Annotated in this window: 17 protein-coding genes; 7 read left to right on the forward strand and 10 right to left on the reverse strand. The window is 45.0% G+C overall.

Features of this window, described 5'->3' with window-relative positions; translation table 11 throughout:
• The first annotated feature begins 274 nt into the window (after nt 1-274).
• Together CAG69_RS15875 and CAG69_RS15880 are read left to right on the forward strand one after the other, a co-directional pair.
• Nucleotides 275-1,843, forward strand: a complete 1,569-nt coding sequence (locus CAG69_RS15875; protein WP_161445088.1) for a DUF1800 domain-containing protein — start codon at nt 275-277, stop codon at nt 1,841-1,843.
• A 9-nt stretch (nt 1,844-1,852) separates the two neighbouring features.
• Nucleotides 1,853-3,178, forward strand: a complete 1,326-nt coding sequence (locus tag CAG69_RS15880; protein ID WP_161445090.1) for a DUF1501 domain-containing protein — start codon at nt 1,853-1,855, stop codon at nt 3,176-3,178.
• An 86-nt stretch (nt 3,179-3,264) separates the two neighbouring features.
• Here the strand turns inward: CAG69_RS15880 and CAG69_RS15885 are convergent, their stop codons facing one another.
• Complete coding sequence (locus CAG69_RS15885; RefSeq protein WP_161445092.1) at nt 3,265-4,359, reverse strand: ketoacyl-ACP synthase III; 1,095 nt, start codon at nt 4,357-4,359, stop codon at nt 3,265-3,267.
• 162 nt (nt 4,360-4,521) lie between these two features.
• Between CAG69_RS15885 and trxC the strand changes: the two genes are divergently transcribed.
• Nucleotides 4,522-4,956 carry a thioredoxin TrxC gene (gene trxC / locus CAG69_RS15890; protein ID WP_161445094.1) on the forward strand — a complete coding sequence of 145 codons (435 nt, stop codon included), beginning with the start codon at nt 4,522-4,524 and terminating at the stop codon, nt 4,954-4,956.
• Between the two features lie 176 nt (nt 4,957-5,132).
• A complete protein-coding gene (locus CAG69_RS15895; protein ID WP_012842235.1) occupies nt 5,133-6,293 on the forward strand; it encodes an MFS transporter in 1,161 nt (386 codons plus the stop codon).
• 48 nt (nt 6,294-6,341) lie between these two features.
• Here the strand turns inward: CAG69_RS15895 and CAG69_RS15900 are convergent, their stop codons facing one another.
• Entirely contained in the window at nt 6,342-6,731 is a 390-nt protein-coding gene (locus tag CAG69_RS15900) for a nitrous oxide-stimulated promoter family protein (RefSeq protein ID WP_109170309.1), read from the reverse strand.
• A gap of 13 nt (nt 6,732-6,744) precedes the next feature.
• On the reverse strand, nt 6,745-7,254 hold the full coding sequence (locus CAG69_RS15905; RefSeq protein ID WP_161445096.1) for a GNAT family N-acetyltransferase: 510 nt from the start codon (nt 7,252-7,254) through the stop codon (nt 6,745-6,747).
• Nucleotides 7,255-7,390: 136 nt separating this feature from the next.
• Between CAG69_RS15905 and CAG69_RS15910 the strand changes: the two genes are divergently transcribed.
• Nucleotides 7,391-7,582, forward strand: coding sequence for a DUF2986 domain-containing protein (locus CAG69_RS15910; RefSeq protein WP_012842232.1), 192 nt, complete (start codon nt 7,391-7,393; stop codon nt 7,580-7,582).
• A gap of 54 nt (nt 7,583-7,636) precedes the next feature.
• On the opposite strand, the gene CAG69_RS15915 is transcribed toward CAG69_RS15910, so the two are convergent.
• Together CAG69_RS15915 and CAG69_RS15920 are read right to left on the reverse strand one after the other, a co-directional pair.
• Complete coding sequence (locus CAG69_RS15915) at nt 7,637-9,808, reverse strand: TonB-dependent receptor (RefSeq protein ID WP_161445099.1); 2,172 nt, start codon at nt 9,806-9,808, stop codon at nt 7,637-7,639.
• Nucleotides 9,809-9,897: 89 nt separating this feature from the next.
• Nucleotides 9,898-10,635: a siderophore ferric iron reductase gene (locus tag CAG69_RS15920; protein WP_161445101.1), complete on the reverse strand. Its 738-nt coding sequence runs from the start codon at nt 10,633-10,635 to the stop codon at nt 9,898-9,900.
• A 419-nt stretch (nt 10,636-11,054) separates the two neighbouring features.
• Here CAG69_RS15920 and CAG69_RS15925 point away from each other — a divergent pair, with 419 nt between their 5' ends.
• Nucleotides 11,055-12,386 carry an anaerobic C4-dicarboxylate transporter gene (locus tag CAG69_RS15925; protein ID WP_005376060.1) on the forward strand — a complete coding sequence of 444 codons (1,332 nt, stop codon included), beginning with the start codon at nt 11,055-11,057 and terminating at the stop codon, nt 12,384-12,386.
• Between the two features lie 87 nt (nt 12,387-12,473).
• Here the strand turns inward: CAG69_RS15925 and CAG69_RS15930 are convergent, their stop codons facing one another.
• Entirely contained in the window at nt 12,474-12,962 is a 489-nt protein-coding gene (locus CAG69_RS15930) for a LabA-like NYN domain-containing protein (RefSeq protein WP_017634650.1), read from the reverse strand.
• A 119-nt stretch (nt 12,963-13,081) separates the two neighbouring features.
• Here CAG69_RS15930 and CAG69_RS15935 point away from each other — a divergent pair, with 119 nt between their 5' ends.
• Nucleotides 13,082-13,522: a DUF4174 domain-containing protein gene (locus tag CAG69_RS15935; RefSeq protein WP_017820187.1), complete on the forward strand. Its 441-nt coding sequence runs from the start codon at nt 13,082-13,084 to the stop codon at nt 13,520-13,522.
• Nucleotides 13,523-13,538: 16 nt separating this feature from the next.
• On the opposite strand, the gene cobA is transcribed toward CAG69_RS15935, so the two are convergent.
• The 4 genes from cobA to nirB all read right to left on the reverse strand — a co-directional run bounded on the left by cobA (nt 13,539) and on the right by nirB (nt 18,418).
• Nucleotides 13,539-14,297, reverse strand: coding sequence for a uroporphyrinogen-III C-methyltransferase (gene cobA, locus CAG69_RS15940; RefSeq protein WP_161445103.1), 759 nt, complete (start codon nt 14,295-14,297; stop codon nt 13,539-13,541).
• A gap of 173 nt (nt 14,298-14,470) precedes the next feature.
• Nucleotides 14,471-15,322 (reverse strand): formate/nitrite transporter family protein, encoded by an 852-nt coding sequence (locus CAG69_RS15945; RefSeq protein ID WP_161445105.1) that lies wholly within the window; start codon nt 15,320-15,322, stop codon nt 14,471-14,473.
• 194 nt (nt 15,323-15,516) lie between these two features.
• A complete protein-coding gene (nirD, locus tag CAG69_RS15950) occupies nt 15,517-15,840 on the reverse strand; it encodes a nitrite reductase small subunit NirD (protein WP_161445107.1) in 324 nt (107 codons plus the stop codon).
• A 13-nt stretch (nt 15,841-15,853) separates the two neighbouring features.
• The gene (gene nirB, locus CAG69_RS15955) at nt 15,854-18,418 is read right to left on the reverse strand and encodes a nitrite reductase large subunit NirB (protein ID WP_161445109.1); all 2,565 of its coding nucleotides are present in this window, start codon (nt 18,416-18,418) and stop codon (nt 15,854-15,856) included.
• Nucleotides 18,419-18,501: the final 83 nt, after the last annotated feature.

An 18,501-nucleotide genomic window follows, 5' to 3' on the forward strand; every position in this document is an offset into this window, starting at 1 on the left:
CATTATTGCAGTATCACCACACATTCCTCGCTATATCACTGTTTGACCCTATTCTCACGCAATATTAAATATCAGTACGTTACCTAAATAAATATCAAAAACATCTAGCACTAAAGTACCAAATTCATAGATTGAGTTTTTTGTTAGTCACTTATAGAGACTATACTCGTTCCTGCAGCTGCTTGATTTTTCTAAATTTATTATTTAGCTCAAATGAGCTTAATCACTCCCGTTAAATGGATTTAAGTCGTTCCCTCGGGTAAGCGAGTTAACTATGAGACGTCAGAAACAGAATGAAATCTCTTGTTGGGTTCTAGGGTTGATTATCTTATTACTAAGTTACGTCCCTTCAGTACCAGCAGAAATGAAACTAACGCCCTCCGATCAAACCGTTGCGCGTTTCCTCTATCAGAGCACTTTTGGGCCAACACCAACATTAATTGATGAGGTAGAAGAAGTCGGGATGGAAAGTTGGATATCTCAACAAATCTACCTTCCTGCCACCTATCATCAACCGCTCTATCGGACACCTTTTTCCAAAGGCGCACAATCCAATCGCGAAAACGCTTGGTATCAAATTGTTATTACTGCTGATGATCAACTCAGACAACGCATGGCGTATGCATTAAGCCAGATCTTAGTGGTCTCTCGCTATGGCGGTGTTCTTTCCAGTAAGCCCACTGGTCTAGTCGACTACTATGATGTATTGATTGCTAACGCTTTTGGCAACTACCGAGATTTATTATATGACGTTTCCATTCATCCTGTTATGGGCAGCTATTTGTCCATGCTCGGTAGCGCAAAAGAGAACAACACGACGGGGGCATTACCTGATGAGAACTTCGCTCGAGAGTTGATGCAGTTGTTCACCCTAGGCTTGTATGAACTGAATATCGATGGCAGTAAAAAGCTTGATCGTACAACGGGTAAGCCTATCCCCACATATACCCAAACGGATATTCAAGAGCTCGCTCGAGCATTAACTGGGTGGAAAAATGCCGATTTAGCGTTTGTTGAACCGATGCGAGTCATCAGCCACCGACACGATGGTGGCGAGAAACGATTGCTTGGTAACACAATTCCTGCTGGTTTAACTGCGCAAGAAGAGCTTTCAAAAGTGATCGATATTTTGATGTCTCATCCAAACATGGCGCCGTTTGTTTCTAAGCTACTTATCCAACGTTTCGTAACTTCGAATCCAAGTCCGGAGTACATCGCACGTGTTGCTTCGGTATTCAATAACAATGGCAAAGGAGAAAAAGGAGATTTAAACGCGGTCATTCATGCCATCTTGCTCGATCCTGAGGCTCTAGGCATGACAGATACCCCGCCAATAAAAGTGAAAGAGCCAATACTGGTCCTAACTAACTTTCATCGAGCCGCGGGTTTTACAATCAAATCTACACGTTACGAAGACGCCACTACGATGATGAATATCGCCAATCAAGGACCTCTTCGTTCTCCTTCGGTATTTAATTTTTACTCTCCTGACTACCAACCATCTAACGAGTTTACGGAGTCTGGTATTAGCTCTCCTGAGTATGAGCTACTGAACTGGTCCGTTTATACCGATTTGGTCAACTATATGTTGACCAGCACTCGCAGAGGCGGCGGTGATTCCTACACTCTCGATCTCGGCGAGTTTTATCTTCTTTTGGATGATCACGATGCCTTAGTCGAGCTGGTTAACAAACGCTTCTTTGCTGGAACGGCCTCGGCGGAATTAAAAAAACTCATGCTCACCGTGTTAGATGAATATCGTGAGGACTATGTGCCAACAACAAAGCTCGCCTTGGTGATTTTTACCGCCATTTCCGGCGATGAATTCTATATTCAGGATTAGGAGTGGATTATGGATATTTCACGACGACATTTTATAAAAAGCACTGCATCGATGGGCGCTTTAGCTTCGCTTGGTCTACCGGGTTACTCTCTCGCAGCGCCATCCAATGACTTTCGAGCATTAATATGTGTGTATTTAGCAGGCGGAAACGATGCATTCAACACCATACTGCCATTATCGGAGGCGCACTATCGTCAATATTCCAAAGTCAGAGGGCCACTCTCTGTCGCCAAAGAAGACATACTCCCTATCAATTTGCGTACCGCCGATAGCTCGGATAATCTGGTAGAACTTGGCTTACACCCCAAACTAAAGGCGCTGTCTTCAATTTTCGAACAAGGCGATGCCAATATCGTGCTCAATAGCGGCATTCTCAACCATCCCGTTACAAAACAAGCGATTGAGCTAGGTGAAGCGTCACTTCCCGAGCAACTATTTTCCCACAATTCACAAACAGACGCTTGGTTACTTGGTGGTATGCAAGAATCTAGCAACTTGGGTTGGGCAGGAAGAATGTTGGACGTATTAACTTCTGAATCAGAAATAACCCCACTATACAGTGTGCACGGGAACTCGCTTTGGTTACGGGCAATGGAACACCGCCAAACCGTCCTGAAAAAAGATCGCGCGGTTCAGCTTACCGCGATTGATAACCCTTTATACAAAGGTATCTATGATCGCCTTCTCTCTCATCAAACTGACAATCCATTTAATGGTCATTTTAATTTGATGGTTGATGAGTCGATGGTAATGAGTAGTGTACTGAGCGAGCAACTCAACCACATTGCTGACGAGCCTCTGTTTACGTCATCGACACTCGGCAAGCAGATGCAAACCGTGTACAAATTGATAGCAAGCCAAGATGTCCTGAAGCAACAACGACAAGTCTTTTTCGTTAAACACTCTGGGTATGACCTACACGATTCGCAATTGGCACGTCATCCAGTGTTACTTGAGGATCTCGCGACAAACCTTTTAGCAATGTATCGTGCGGTCGAACGGTTAGGGCTAAACAAGCAAGTCACCTCTTTCACTATGTCTGACTTCGGTCGACGGATGATGAGCAACGGAAATGGTACCGATCATGGCTGGGGTGGCCATCAACTATTAATTGGAGGCGCGGTAAATGGGAAACAACCTATCGGTACATGGCCGGAACTAATACTGGGCGGAAACGATGATTACTCTCAAGGCCGACTCATACCCAAAATTGCCGCTGATCAAGTTGGTTCAACACTAGCACAGTGGATGGGCGTGAGTGATAACGCTGCACTGGAATACGTGTTCCCGAACATCCGTAATTTTACTCATTCAAACCTGGGTTTTATGGCTTAAGATATTTTACAGGTTAGCTGTAGAACGCATCATCAAATAAGGGAGCCTCGCGCTCCCTTACTCATCTTATGTTTGCAAAGTGTCCGTTACACCTCGTCTCGACGGCGTTCGTTACACAGCTTAATGGCACGCTCAAGTAATTCTAGCGCGGATTGCTCACATTCAGGCAGAACCGCATCACTTTCACCAATTGGCGTTACGCGGTCACCCCATTTCAATACTGCCGCACCCCATGTCAAACCTGCACCAAACGCAGCAAGAAGCATGTTATCACCTGGGTTAACTCGACCTTGCTCTACCGCTTCACACAATGCAATTGGCACCGTCGCAGCTGAAGTATTGCCATAGTTTTGAATGTTAACAAACGCTTTGTCGTGTGGAATTCCAGACAGGTCGCACAAGGTTTGAATAATACGAATATTCGCTTGATGCGGAATCACAACATCGATTTGTTCCGTCGTTAACTGTGATGCTTTCAGTACGGTTTTCGCAGCTAGCCCCATACCTTTTACCGCACGTTTGAAGATCTCTTGTCCTACAAAGTTGAAATCCCAGTAACCGTTGTCTTCCGCAAAGCGATCCATACAAGTACCAAACTTTGGTACGGACAGAATATCGCGGCCTTTTGCGTCACAACCGATTTGAGACTGTAGTAAACCCGTTTCTTTTTCCGTTCTTGATAACACAACGGCGCCCGCACCATCACCAAATAGAACAGCGGTATCTCGCATTGCCCAATCGATGTAGAATGACAATCTTTCCGCACCAATAATGATCGCGTTACGATAGTTACCTGATTGAATCAAACGTGTGCCCGTTTCTAGGCCATAGACAAATCCCGTACATGCGGCATTTAAGTCAAAGGCCGCCGCAGAACGAATGCCCAAGTTCTGCTGTATTTTAGATGCGATGTTTGGAATAAGTGAATCAGGAGAACAAGTCGCCACAATGATTAAATCAACGTCGCTTGCGTCAACGCCCGCGCGCGCCAATGCGTGTTGGGCAGCAACGGTTGCCATGTCTGAAGTATTTACATGGCTAATACGGCGGTTTTCGATACCGGTGCGGGTACGAATCCACTCATCTGAAGTATCAAGGAAAGTGCTAAGATCATCGTTAGAGAGCACGGCAGGAGGAACACATTTCCCCCAACCTGTAATTTCAGCGTAGTAATTTGTCATCGCAGACCTATTTATTGTTGTATTTTAATAAAATTTCTTAGAACCTTAGGCTCAAATACAAACCTGCGCTGCGTTATTTCGGCAGGTTAAAAAATAAGTATACAAATAATGAGGCTGACTGGTAAGTCATGTTTTCATCAATACGTAATAAAGGAAGAAGTCATGTCATCGTTTAAAACTCGCTGCCCTTCGTGCGGCGGTCTAAATCGTGTCCCTAATGAGCGCGTTGCCGAATCTGCAACTTGCGGTAAATGTAAAAGTGCACTTTTAGACGGCTCGCCTATCGAAGGTACACAACATAACTTTTCTGCTCTATTACAAAGTGATATGCCTGTTGTAGTAGATTTTTGGGCCCCATGGTGCAACCCGTGCGTTGGTTTTGCTCCTGTTTTCTCTGATGTTGCTCATGAGCAAGCCGGAACGGCTCGTTTTGTTAAGATTGATACCGAAGCTCAACAACAACTTGCGGCGCAATTTGGTATTCGCAGCATTCCTACCATTATGGTTTTCAAAAATGGTCAACGCGTTGATATGATCAATGGTGCGTTACCTAAAACTCAATTCGATCAATGGTTAAATCAAGCACTTACTAAATAATCTTCCACGCCAACCTCGTTTGTAGGTTGGCGTTTTTATGCAACTTATCAACCTATCTAGTTAACAAATATTATTTGTCGAAACGACTTAAATTTATCATTTTACTTGCCTAACTATTAGCCTCATATTCGCGCCGAATAACCCTTAGATTTCATTTAACTTATAGGCGCAAAACAGTGGAAAACACAGTCGTTCCTGCAGCATCACCACGAGTTACAGTTCCAGTCGTCGCACTGTCTCTTTATGCGGTGGCTTCGGGCTATTTAATGAGCTTGATCCCTCTCATGCTCGGTGAATACAACATCTCAGCAGATTACGCGAGTTGGTTGGCGAGTGTGTTTTATGGCGGCTTATTGGTCGGCGCGATGTTTATTGAGCGTGTCGTGCGTCAAGTTGGTCACCGTAAAGCGTTTATTGGCTGCTTAGCGGCATTCTCGCTAACGATTGTCACGCTACCCGTTTTTGCTAATGGGTTAGTGTGGCTTGCTGCTCGTTTTATCGCAGGTATTGCCGTTGCGGGCGTTTTTGTCATTGTTGAATCTTGGCTAATGTCTGGCGACGAAGCATCACGTGCAAAACGTTTGAGCTTGTACATGCTATCGCTTTATGGCGGTTCTGCATTAGGCCAATTTGGCATTGGTGTACTTGGCGTAAGTGGCGGTGTTCCTTTTATCGCGATCACGACGTTGATCCTAATGGCGATGTTGGTGCTAATGTTTATTGAGTGTGAACAACCAAACAGCCATGAATCAACCGCTTTGTCATTTAAGCAAATTGCCAAGCTAAACCATGCTGCAATTATTGGTTGTGTTGTATCAGGTTTGACCTTAGGCGCGATATACGGATTAATGCCTGTTGAGCTAACTAACCGTAAAATCAACCATCAAGACATTGGTACATTGATGGCACTAGTGATCCTAGGTGGCATGTTGGTTCAACCAATGGTGACCACATTGAACAAATACATGAGCCGCACAGTGCTAATGGCGTTCTTCTGTATTTTGGGTATTTTTTCGATCGGTTTGACCTTTATTTCATCGTCAGCCGTGGTATTAGCTGCTGCTTTATTCTTTTTAGGTGCAGCTACTTTTGCCTTGTACCCAATTGCGATCAACTTAGGTTGTGAAGGACTTGATGAGCGCTTTATTGTCTCTGCCACACAAGTCATGCTGTTCAGCTACAGCATTGGCTCTGTTGCTGGCCCGGTTGTGGCTGATAAATTTATGGGCCAAGAACATGGCTTACTAGGCTACTTGTTTGCCGCTTTGGTTGCGACTGGCGTATATATGCTACTTGCAGCGAGTAAAACTAAGCAGCGTATGGCGGCTGGCCTCTAACCACGCAACTTCTACTCAACGAAAACGAGGGCATGTCGCCCTCGTTTTTTATTCTTCGCTTTTTTGTTTAGATAAACGTTTGTGACGGTTTGACGCGTTCGCTGCAGGTTTTTCCGGTACCGCGCGCTTTTCATGAAGTAAATGACGAACCGCCAAGATGGGATGTTTCAGTAGCATTCTGGGGCCAGAGTAACGCATCACCAAACGCATTTGCTCTTTCGGATCCGGTTTATAACAGTGAATCGGACACTTGTTACACGTAGGTTTATTCTCTCCATAAGGACAGCGGTCAAGACGAACTTCTGCGTATTCAAGCAGCTCACGACATTCTGAGCACAAGTCACTTTTTTTTCCATGGTGATCGTGACAGTAAACCTCTACCATGGCTTTTACCGTCTTAAATTCAGTGGCGAGCTTGCCAAGTAAAATATCGCTCATGAGCTTCCAAAAATCACAACGTCATTGTGTAAAGTTCTAACATTCGACCATTATCGTATTGCTGCTCAACTCGTTCAAACTCAAAGCCCAGTTTTTTGAGCAAACTTATACTACGAATATTGTCATTGTTGGTGATAGCAGCCAACTTATCGAGTTTCATTTCCCCTCGAGCATATTCCAGCACCACGGTTGCCGACTCGACTCCGTAGCTGCAACCATAAGCAGAAGGTAAAAATCCATACCCAAGATCGTAGTGTTGCAATGTGTCACGTTTAACTAGCCCACAAATACCTATCGGCTGTCCATCGTCCTTTTTCTCTACTACGAGTAAACTCACGCCTTTAACTTTTTGCATGCGTAGCATGTTTTCTTTTATATAACGCGCCGCTTCATATTCAGTACGAATTTGTTTATCTCCGACAAAACGGTAAAAGTCTGGATGGTTATAAAGTTCTAATATAAATGGTGCATCATCTACACTCACAAGACGTAATATCAAACGCTCAGTGATCAGTGTTTTCATTTGGACTCCATTAAAACGCGAGAGATGATTGGACATAGATACGTACTTGAATCTTGCGACCGACGTAAGGGCTTATTTAGTTGTAACTTGATAAAAAAATAACTATCCTGCCCCGCTAAATTAAAGGACCACCACCATGAACCGCAAGAAGAAAATCAATCAGATCTTAAAAGCGAAACAGAAGAAGCATAACGCTAAGCTACATAAGAGCAATAAGCCGCGTTATATCTCCAAAGCTGAACGTGCAAAAATGGAAGCTGAAGAGCAAAACCAAGCCTCGGAAAGCACGGAAAATGTTGTAGACACAGTGCCGACAGATCAAGCTTAAAATAAAAGCCGCTTTATGCGGCTTTTTTTGTTTGTTGTACGAGGAGAATTGACTTTAATATTCAACACTGTAGTTCAGTGTGAATGTGCGACCTCTTCCTTTGTAGTCGTAAGCTGCTGCATCGTAGTGTGCCGCGTAAAGAATCTGCGCACGTTGACCCCAAGCGGTTGTGTAGTCTTCGTCAAATAGGTTTTGAATACCAAAGCCTAACTGCCCAACAGGTAGTGTTACATTACCCAGAAGATCAAACGTGGTGTAGCCCTCCAACTTATTGTTGGCGTCATCTTCGTAATCAAACATCGTCTGACTTTGTAGACGAATCGAGTACGAATCTTGGTAGTATGCAGCCCATGCATTAGCCTTAGACGTACTGGCTTTACCTGCGCTCAAGTCTTCCCATTTACCATCAGTTTTCAGCTCAGAAACTACGTAGTGTCCTGATGCCCCTAACAGGATATCGCGGGTCACCCAGTAATTGATGTTTGCTTCTGCACCGTAAACACGCTGCTCGTCGTCAACATTCGTAATCAACAACGTTTTTCTATCATACTTGATGGAGTTGTCTGAAAGCGAGTAATAGCCTGCCGCCTGAAGCGCAAGAGAGTTGGTATCAAGACGGTAACCGATCTCATAGCTGTCCGTTTTAATACCTGACATTTTTGAGTCAGACACATTAATGCTGTTGTTCAGCGCATAGTGACCGTTTGCATCCACAGCATCATAGCTGCCTTGACCATAGTACTTCGCAGGGTCAGCAAGTTCGAAACCTTGGGAGAAGTTTGCCCAAAGTTGAGATTCATCATTAAGCTGATAAATGGTGCCCAAATTAAACAGACTTACAGAGTAGTCGGTGCTGCCACCTGGTACCGCATCCGCTGACACCCCCTTACCCGAGGCAATCTTCTTTTGTACGCTATAGGCAACAAAGTCATCAATCTTGTTGTCCATGTATTGATAGCGGTAGCCTGCTTGAACGGACCAATCTTGATTAATTTGATAGTCACCTTGAACAAACATTGCGTAAGACGTTACATCTACACCTGGGTAACGACCAACTTCGGCGTACGTTTTATTAATCAAGTTTCCAGAGTTGTTTGCAATGCTTGGATCGAATAGAGCTTGATTGCTCTCAAAACGGTCTAAATACGCATCAACACCATAAACAAGGTTGAATGATTCCCAGTTTTTTGCCAGTGCCAAACGTCCAGCAAAAACCTCTGTCTTTTGCTGAGAAGCACCTTGGTAATAAGGAGTAAACGTTTGGTCTTCACTTCGGTAAGACAACTCGCCAATCAGTTGATGACCGAATACGCTGTCGTGAGCGTAGTTCGCGCTTAAGAGAACTCGCTCTGTACCGTGTTCACGATCGGAATCGAATCCCTCTCGTACATCAACAAATTTATTGTTAACAATATACAAGCCGTATGGCGAATCTTGCTGGCTGTCATAGTATTGTGCGAGAAGGTTTAACTTGCTGGCTTCGGAGATTTGAATCTCTGTCGATCCCATTACATCAAGCGTCGAGTTGTATTGCAGAGAGCCTTGGGAGATATCTGGGGTGACAATGTCGCCATTTGCGTCAAATGCACCTTGTGTCTCGGTGTACACAACCGAACCCCTAGCGGCAATTCGCTCATTACCACCTGAGATAGACTGAGCTAGTTTGTAATCAAAGTCATCGCTGCTGTTAAAGCCTGAAGTCCCACTGACATACGATTCAAATGACAAGTCATCGGAGTAAGCTTTCTTGGTGATAATGTTGATAACACCACCTGTAGCGCCTGCCCCATAAATGGAGGTCGCACCAGATAGTACTTCAATTCGCTCGATGTTGAATGGGTCAATCGCATCAAGCTGACGACTAATTGGGCGAGAAGACTGCAGTGAGACACCATCAATCATCACCAACATCGCTCTGCCACGCAGGTTCTGGCCGTAGTTAGTTCGACCACCCGTACCAACGTCTAACGAAGGAATGGTTGCAGAAAGAATGTCACCAAGTGTCTTGCCCGCGCGATATTGCTGAGCAATTTCCTCTTGCCCTACAAACCAAACCGTTCCTGGAATATCAGAGATCGATTTCGGCATCACACTGCCCACGACCACCATTTGTTCATCACTTGGTGTTGATGTTTGTTGAAGTCCTTCCGCAGCTATTGAGCTAACTGCGTATCCACTGCTCATCGCAAGTACGATGAGATTAAGAGAAAACGTCCTTTTTATCATTGTATTTATCTTTTTGTTGTCAACAAGAGCATGCAATGATACTTATTCTCACTCTCAAATCGAGCACTGTTACATAAGTTAACCAAATGTTAATTAGAATTATGCTTGCTCATAAGCTGTCGATTTTTTTCTAAACGAGGACAATCTTCACAAAGCTTTCTGCCTTCACACTTATAGACTAAACAACAGCTTTTTCTGACCAATTTTAGCGGCTGATCCAGTGACGTCTCATAAAGTGAATGACTATTGTTGACATCTAAACCCAATGCCTGTAACCACAAGATGGCATGCTCACGTAATGTTGTGTTGGTCATTTGCGGAAAACGCTGTTGAAGACGAATCAAACAAGCCATGATCCCATCCGACATCAATTGATGAGTGAAGCCAGGACGAATGCGTGTCCATTGACTCATCTCTTGTTGATAGAAGTCGAACAGTTCTCGGATTTGACGCCCCGCCTCTTTTATCAACGCCTCTGGCTCGCCATGTATATGCGCTTCGTCGGCGAATCGGTACCCAGAAACAAAACAAGGTTTGAGGTGCTGAGCTATCTCGCGAATGTTTGGCAACGTGTGGTAACCGTAAATAGAGATGAATGCGACATAAACTGGCTGCCAACAAAGTAAATCCCACGTTCTTGTCAACCAATATGCTTTTCCCGCTTCCGGATGAGCCTCCGAGATTTGCTGGTAAAGGCCTTGGATGATCGGGTTGATATCATTCTCGATATGGATAGCTTCTTGCGCTATCTCGCCGATATCACCGTGTAGGTAAGGTGTAATCTCACTCGAAGTTTGAAACAGTTGCGGGAAAAATTGCTCAGACATGATGGCTTATTGTTGGTGTAGTCATTCTGACACCTTTATACCCAAGCACCAATCGCAATGCAAACTATTATCCTTTGCGTTTTCATAACAAAGAAGCACTCTTAGGGTTAGTTATTACTGTATTTCCGAGTTCTGTGAAGCTGTAAGGTCTGGTTACGTATGCGATGAATAGCAACAAACTCTTAAACCTCTTCGCATTTAACGCTCACATGATCGCAAAAATACACAGAATAAAAACACCCTGATAAAACTGTGTTAACAGTTCCCCTGTGTAGCGTGAGTTATTGCCAATAATTGAATATTGCTGTTTCTTATCCAGCGGATTGTGAACAACATGAAGTATTTTCTTTCTGAATATCGAGACAATACAAAGAGGTAATTTGGCTATGTAGCCCTCTGTTTTGAATAAGGAAATCCACATGTTGTATCTTGAGTTTCTATTTTTGCTCGTGATGCTGTATATCGGCTCACGTTATGGTGGTATAGGCCTTGGGGTCGTATCCGGAATTGGCTTGGTGATTGAAGTCTTCATCTTTAAGATGCCGCCAACCTCTCCTCCTGTCACCGTTATGTTGATCATTTTAGCGGTGGTAACATGTGCTTCCATTCTTGAAGCCGCTGGCGGTTTGAAATACATGCTGCAAGTTGCCGAGCGTGTGCTTCGTAAGAACCCAAAACGCGTCACCCTTATTGCTCCTTTTGTGACTTACTTTATGACTTTCTTGCTCGGTACAGGTCACGCGGTTTACTCCATTATGCCAATCATTGGCGACGTTGCATTGAAAAACGGCATTCGTCCAGAGCGTCCTATGGCTGCCGCTTCTGTCGCGTCTCAAATCGCAATCACGGCCTCACCAATTTCAGCGGCCGTAGTTTACTACTTGGCGCAACTCTCTGATATTCAACACGAGATCACTCTGCTCTCAATTTTGCTCGTTACTGTACCTGCAACCTTATTCGGTACGTTGTTGATGTCACTTTACAGCCTAAAGCGTGGTAAAGAGCTAGACGACGATGAAGAATACCAAGAGCGTTTGAAAGATCCTGTGTGGCGCGAAAAGATCCTCAACACAACTGCGACGTCTCTTGATGAAGTACTACCAACAAGTGCTCGTAACTCTGTATTGCTGTTCATTGCTTCTATCTTGGTTATCGTCGTTATCGCGATGTGGCCAGACATTCGTACCATCGTAGATGGCTCGAAGCCAATCAGCATGGCGGTTGTGATTCAAATGATGATGCTCTGCTTCGGCGGTATCATTTTGCTAGCGACCAAAACTGACCCGCGTGACGTACCAAATGGGGTGGTATTTAAATCTGGTATGGTGGCGGCGATTGCTATCTTCGGTATTGCATGGATGTCAGATACCTACTTCCAGTACGCTATGCCTCAATTTAAATCCGGCATCGTTGAGATGGTAACCAACTACCCTTGGACATTTGCGCTTGCGTTATTCATTGTGTCGGTTGTGGTGAACTCTCAAGCTGCAACGGCTCGCATGATGCTGCCTGTTGGTCTCGGCTTAGGTTTGGAACCTGCGCTGCTTATCGGCTTGATGCCAGCGGTATACGGCTACTTCTTTATTCCAAACTACCCTTCAGATATCGCGACTGTGAACTTCGATACCTCGGGCACAACTAAGATTGGTAAGTGGTACTTCAACCACTCATTCATGTCTGTGGGCTTAATCGGCGTGATTGGTGCGTGTTGCTTGGGTTACTTGCTAGGGCAAATGATCATTCCTTCGTAACTAGCCAAATCAACGATAAATTAGAGGCGAGTCATTGTACGTTTTCGTACAGCCTGAGTGACTCGCCTTTCTTTATTGCACTATTAACTACAGCAAGAAATCGTCATCAATCGCGACAAAATTGTCGGCACAATCAATCAGAGTTTGGGATGTTAGCTTAGGTACACCATAAACGGTCACCGTTTTATTGAAGCGCTGCTGAATTCTCTCTACTAGCAGACTAAAGTCTCCATCTCCCGAAACTAGAATCACTTCCTCAACTTCGGGAGCAATTTCAATTGCATCGAGAGTAATACCCACATCCCAATCGCCTTTCGAGCTGCCATCACGACGCTGGATGTAGGGTTTAAGCATCACCTCAAAGCCAACACCACGAAGAATATGGTGGAACTGACGTTGCTTGGGATCGTTACTCGCAATGGCATAAGCACGAGCACATACCACCTCTTTCCCTTGTGTGGCAACATACCAAAACTGGTTGTAATCAAAATTGCTTCGATACGCTTCGCGACAGGTGTAATACACATTCTGTACATCAACCAAAATGGCGATTTTTTGTTTGCTTTCCGAACTCATCTATTTCTACGCTCAATTTATTTGCTGCCTACCCTATGCCAGTTTTGGAAAAAGCACAATGAGCCAATTCCACTAAACTTAACGTATAAAAAGTTATTTGGGTTTCTAGGGGAACTATCATGGGCGGAAAGTTACTAGTGATACTACTTTCTTGTATCTTGTCATCGACAGCATTTGGTTATCCAGCGCACTCCAAATACTGGCCCCATCGGAGTGTGCTCTACTTTGCGCCGGAAAATGATGAATACGTCAAACAATTCTTGCTAGAAACACTTATGAATGAGTGTGAGTTGGAAGACAGAGATGTCGTCACACTGGTCATTACAGAACAAGGTTATACTTTTCCTGCTTGGCTTAAAGAAGAGTTCGACCTAAAAATGCTAGCTCGTCTTTATGCGGTCGAAAAAGGTTCTCATACTGCTATTTTGCTTGGTAAAGATGGTCTAGAAAAGCACCGTTGGGGCGCAGAAACAGACTGGCCGTTTATCAACAACCTCATTGATCAAATGCCTATGCGTAAGCAAGAAATGCAGAGGCAGCAAAGTCCCTGTAAAATATAGTCACTTCTGGGCAGTATTACTTTGCGAACCAATCCAACTTGTTGTGAAGTTGAGTCACGCTGCCAACCACAATCAATGCTGGGCTCACGGCTTGCTCTGCCATGATCGATAGCTCGTTCAACTTTCCTTGGAGCACGCGCTGCTCCGGGCGCGTACCGTTTTCAATAATGGCGCATGACATCTCAGGATCTAACCCATGAGTGATCAGCTTATCCATAATGTGGCCGCTTTGCTTCAACCCCATATAGAACACAAGTGTGTTGTTGGATTGCGCTAGTGAATGCCATTCAATCTCACGACCATCTTTTTGTACATGACCAGTGATAAATTGAACGCTTTGTGCATGGTCGCGGTGTGTTAATGGAATACCAGCATAAGCCGTCGCGCCCGCCGCCGCCGTAATACCAGGAACCACTTCGTATTTGATGCCAAATTCGGCTAGCTCTTCTAGCTCTTCACCACCACGGCCAAAGATAAATGAGTCCCCACCTTTTAGGCGCACAACGCGTTTACCTTCTTGCGCTTTCTGCACCAAGATTTGGTTGATTTGATCTTGAGGTACACAGTGAAAATCGAGCTTTTTCCCAACATAAATCATCTCTGCTGATGCATGGGCCAACTCAAGAATATCTTTTGATACCAATCGGTCGTACACAACAACTTCAGCCGCTTGAATGGCTTTTAAGCCTTTTACTGTGAGTAAATCAGGGTCACCAGGACCTGCACCAACAAGAGAAACAAAGCCGCTGTTTAAAGATGAGTTAACAGTTGTCATATCAACGCCTAACGAAAATTTGGACATAAAAAGTAACACTCAAGTCATTAACTCAAGGTTAAAATCACCCCAAGGAGTTATTACTTTTTATAGCTAAATCAATACAATATCTATTGAAAGTTAAATGAGTTGAGTAGCCCTACCTTCCATAGGTAGGGCCAGATAAAAGCAGTTTATTTTGCGATTGCAGGCTCTGCTTTTACTTCTTCTTCAACTACGTTGATAGAAGGCGCTGTTTTCGCATGAGTTAGGTACAGTGGCAGACAAGTCATTACAAGACCACCAACGATGTTACCTAAGATGGTTGGGATAAGGTTGAAGTTCAACCAAGTCGCGATACCAAAATCCGCACCTAGAATCATACCCAGTGGGAATAGGAACATGTTTACCACGGTGTGCTCAAATACGAGTGCGAAGAAGATGAAGATTGGGAACCACATCATCGCTACACGACCAGATACTGAACGTGCCGTCATGTTGCCGATCACGCCTAGGCACACCATTAGGTTACAGAAGATAGCGCGTACAAAACACGTGATCCATCCGTCCATACCCATGTTTTCGAAACCAAGGCTACGGGCAGTCGATACAGCGACAAACTTCTTCGCTACCGCGTTCAATTCTAGAGAGAAGTTACCCGTTAGAGAGATTGCCACTAGGTAAGCCACTATTAGAGAACCGATTAGGTTACCCAAACCTACCAATCCCCAGCAACGGAAAATACGACCCCAAGTGATACCCGGACGGTTAGCAAACTTAGCCAAAGGAGCAAGACCAAAAACACCGGTTACAAGGTCGTAACCCATCACACTGAGAATCACAAAGCCCACAGGGAAAACAAGCGCCCCCAGAAGGCCGATGCCCGTTTGTACAATTGCGGTAATAGCAACCACCACTGCAAGAGACAGAATAACGCCTGCCATCGTGCCACGAAGCAGAAGATCTCGAGTGCTGGTATTAATTTTCGCTTCACCCACGTTGATCATGGTTTGCACGAATTCAGCAGGTTTAAAGTCTGTAGACATGAATGTGTCCTTATTCAAAATTGAAAGTTAAAAAGTTAAAGATTGAATAGAGAAAGGCTTCCCGTTGACACCCACTGCTGTCGACATCATCTCGCTTCCCTGTTCCCCCAAGATGACTCTTGGAAAGCCTTTGTCTATTAAATCTAGGTTTCAGTTCATTCCCTCCCCCTTAGAGGAGGGAATGGAAACCAAGCTTATGCAGAAATTTCTACTTCGCCGTTGGTTACGCGCGTTTTGTACGCTTTCACGCTAAAACGCTCGTCTTCCATGCACGCACCTGTTGTCAGGTTAAAGCGTTGCTTCTTAAGTGGGCTTGCCACCCAAAGCTCGCCTTGGTGCTCACAGATCAGACCGCGAGAAAGCACGTTTGATTGGAAGAACGGGTCTGTGTTGCTGATCGCCAGCACTTCTTCTGCTTGCGTTGGGCGGAATACCGCAACTTGCTGACCATCAACCAGTGCACAAACACCCGTGCCCGGTACGATGTCGCTGATTTTGCAAATCTTTTCAAATGACATAATCAACCTTCCCTTATGCTTCAGTGATCGCTACGTGTAGGATGTCGCCTTTCGCTTCAGGATGTTTTTCCGTGAAGGTTGCTGGGCGGTGCTGTTCGCGCTCTTGTACAAACACAACGTTGTCATCGCGCTTGTCAGAGTTGATGAAGTGCGCGAAACGAGTCAGTTGTGATTCGTCGTTGATGGTGGCAGTCCACTCACATTCGTACTCGTCTACAAGCTTCGCTACGTCTGCTTCTAGTTGAGCGTTGATGCCAAGTTTGTCTTCAACAATCACTTCGCGTAGGTAGTCAACGCCACCTTCCATGTTTTCCATCCAAACGGATGTGCGTTGTAGTGGCGCAGCAGTACGGATGTAGAACATCATGAAGCGGTCGATGTACTTGATTAGCGTTTCTTTATCTAGGTCACTTGCAAGTAGGTCTGCGTGACGAGGTTTCATACCGCCGTTACCACATACGTACATGTTCCAACCTGCGTCAGTCGCGATGATACCAAGGTCTTTACCTTGTGCTTCCGCACACTCACGAGTACAGCCAGAAACACCGAACTTCATCTTATGAGGTGTACGAATGCCTTTGTAACGGTTCTCAATATAAGAGCCTAAACCAACAGAATCTTGAACGCCGTAACGACACCACGTTGAGCCAACACATGTCTTCGCCATACGAAGTGCTTTTGCGTACGCTTGACCTGTTTCGAAGCCAGCGTCGATAAGCTTGCGCCAGATCTCTGGAAGATCGTCTTTTTGAGCACCGAACAGACCAATACGTTGAGCACCGGTTACTTTGGTGTATAGGTTGTATTCTGCAGCAACGTTCGCTAGTGCACCCAGTGCTTGAGGTGTAACTTCACCACCCGCCATACGTGGGATTACGGAGTAAGTACCATCTTTTTGAATGTTACCTAGGAAGTTATCGTTGGTGTCGTGCAGCTTAACCAGTTGTGGCTTAAGAATGTGCTCACCCCAGCAAGAAGCCAAGATAGAACCAGCCAGTGGTTTACAAACTTCACAGCCGTAACCTTTACCGTATTTCTCTAAAAGCTCATCAAACGTTTTGATCTCTTCGATACGGATTAGGTGGAACAACTCTTGGCGTGAGTAAGCAAAGTGCTCACAAACGTCGTGCTTCACTTCAATACCAGATTTAGCAAGCTCTGCGTTTAGAACAGAAGTGACTAGAGGAATACAACCACCACAGCCTGTGCCAGCGCCAGTCACTGCTTTGATGTCGCCCAATGTATGGTGGCCATCAGCAACCGCTTGTGCGATCTTGCCTTTGGTTACATCGAAACATGAACAGATCACTGCGCTTTCTGGTAGAGCGTCGGCACCTAGTGCTGGTTTCTCAGCGCCTGCGTGTGCAGGAAGGATCAAGGCATCTGGGTGTTCTGGTAGGTCGATTTCGTTCAACATCAATTGAAGCAAATCGCCGTAGTCAGACGTATCACCCACTAATACCGCACCAAGCAGTTTCTTGTTGTCTTCAGAAACGATAAGACGTTTGTAAACTTCTTGTTCTTCGTTTTGGTAAACGTAACTCTTACAACCTTCAGTGCGACCATTCGCATCACCGATAGAGCCCACTTTCACACCAAGCAGTTTTAGCTTCGCAGACATATCAGCGCCTTCGAATTTGCTTTCTGTGTTACCTAGTAGGTGATCAACGGCAACCGTCGCCATCTTGTAACCCGGAGCAACAAGACCGTAGAACATGTCGTTCCAAGACGCACACTCACCAATAGCGTAGATGTTCTCATCAGAAGTCTGGCAGTGGTCGTTGATGGCAACACCACCACGAGGGCCAACTTCTAGCTCCATTTGACGAGCTAGTTTGTCTTGTGGACGAATACCTGCAGAGAATACGATGAAGTCTGTTTCTAGCTCTGAACCGTCAGCAAAACGCATAACGTTGCGTGCGTTTGTGCCTTCTGCCGCAATCTCAAGCGTGTTTTTGCTGGTGTGAACGTTCACGCCCATACGCTCGATCTTTTGACGAAGTTGGTTACCACCAGCAAGGTCAAGTTGCTCAGCCATCAGCTTTGGTGCGAACTCAACAACGTGTGTTTCTACACCCAATGCTTTTAGTGCGCCTGCCGCTTCAAGACCGAGTAGACCACCACCGATAACCACGCCTGATTTGCTGTTTTTCGCACACGCTTCAATCGCTTTTAGATCTTCGATCGTGCGGTAAACAAAACAGTCTTTGCTTTCATGACCTTTGATAGGCGGGACAAATGGGAATGAGCCTGTAGCAAGAATCAGCTTGTCGTATTGAACTTCACGGCCAGTGCTTGAGTAAACAATGCGGTTTTCACGGTTGATGTTAATCGCGCGTTCGCCGATCAGCATATTAATACCGTGTTTCTCGTAGAAGCCTTCTTTTACTAAAGAAAGTTCATCTGCAGTATGGTGAGAAAAGTAAGAGGAAAGGTGCACACGGTCGTATGCGACACGAGGTTCTTCACAGAAAACGGTAATCTCCATATTAGAGATATCAGCTTTCTCGACTAAGTCTTCAATATAACGGTGCCCTACCATACCGTTACCGATGACTACTAGCTTCAACTTGCTCATTATAATTCCTAAGGGTTAGGTTCTTATCACTGAGCTCATTGTTAATTGTGAAAAAAAATTAATACATGATGTAAATCAATTAC

The organism is Vibrio sp. V43_P6S15P86, from assembly GCF_009904725.1.
GTDB classification, from domain to species: domain Bacteria; phylum Pseudomonadota; class Gammaproteobacteria; order Enterobacterales; family Vibrionaceae; genus Vibrio; species Vibrio diabolicus.

Bases quoted from the DNA above. Each gene is read 5' to 3' on its own strand.
- CAG69_RS15875 (WP_161445088.1), top strand. From the start codon at position 275: ATGAGACGTCAGAAACAGAATGAAATCTCTTGTTGGGTTCTAGGGTTG.
- CAG69_RS15880 (WP_161445090.1), top strand. From the start codon at position 1,853: ATGGATATTTCACGACGACATTTTATAAAAAGCACTGCATCGATGGGC.
- CAG69_RS15885 (WP_161445092.1), bottom strand. From the start codon at position 4,359: ATGACAAATTACTACGCTGAAATTACAGGTTGGGGGAAATGTGTTCCT.
- trxC (WP_161445094.1), top strand. From the start codon at position 4,522: ATGTCATCGTTTAAAACTCGCTGCCCTTCGTGCGGCGGTCTAAATCGT.
- CAG69_RS15900 (WP_109170309.1), bottom strand. From the start codon at position 6,731: ATGAGCGATATTTTACTTGGCAAGCTCGCCACTGAATTTAAGACGGTA.
- CAG69_RS15905 (WP_161445096.1), bottom strand. From the start codon at position 7,254: ATGAAAACACTGATCACTGAGCGTTTGATATTACGTCTTGTGAGTGTA.
- CAG69_RS15910 (WP_012842232.1), top strand. From the start codon at position 7,391: ATGAACCGCAAGAAGAAAATCAATCAGATCTTAAAAGCGAAACAGAAG.
- CAG69_RS15915 (WP_161445099.1), bottom strand. From the start codon at position 9,808: ATGATAAAAAGGACGTTTTCTCTTAATCTCATCGTACTTGCGATGAGC.
- CAG69_RS15920 (WP_161445101.1), bottom strand. From the start codon at position 10,635: ATGTCTGAGCAATTTTTCCCGCAACTGTTTCAAACTTCGAGTGAGATT.
- CAG69_RS15925 (WP_005376060.1), top strand. From the start codon at position 11,055: ATGTTGTATCTTGAGTTTCTATTTTTGCTCGTGATGCTGTATATCGGC.
- CAG69_RS15930 (WP_017634650.1), bottom strand. From the start codon at position 12,962: ATGAGTTCGGAAAGCAAACAAAAAATCGCCATTTTGGTTGATGTACAG.
- CAG69_RS15935 (WP_017820187.1), top strand. From the start codon at position 13,082: ATGGGCGGAAAGTTACTAGTGATACTACTTTCTTGTATCTTGTCATCG.
- cobA (WP_161445103.1), bottom strand. From the start codon at position 14,297: ATGACAACTGTTAACTCATCTTTAAACAGCGGCTTTGTTTCTCTTGTT.
- CAG69_RS15945 (WP_161445105.1), bottom strand. From the start codon at position 15,322: ATGTCTACAGACTTTAAACCTGCTGAATTCGTGCAAACCATGATCAAC.
- nirD (WP_161445107.1), bottom strand. From the start codon at position 15,840: ATGTCATTTGAAAAGATTTGCAAAATCAGCGACATCGTACCGGGCACG.
- nirB (WP_161445109.1), bottom strand. From the start codon at position 18,418: ATGAGCAAGTTGAAGCTAGTAGTCATCGGTAACGGTATGGTAGGGCAC.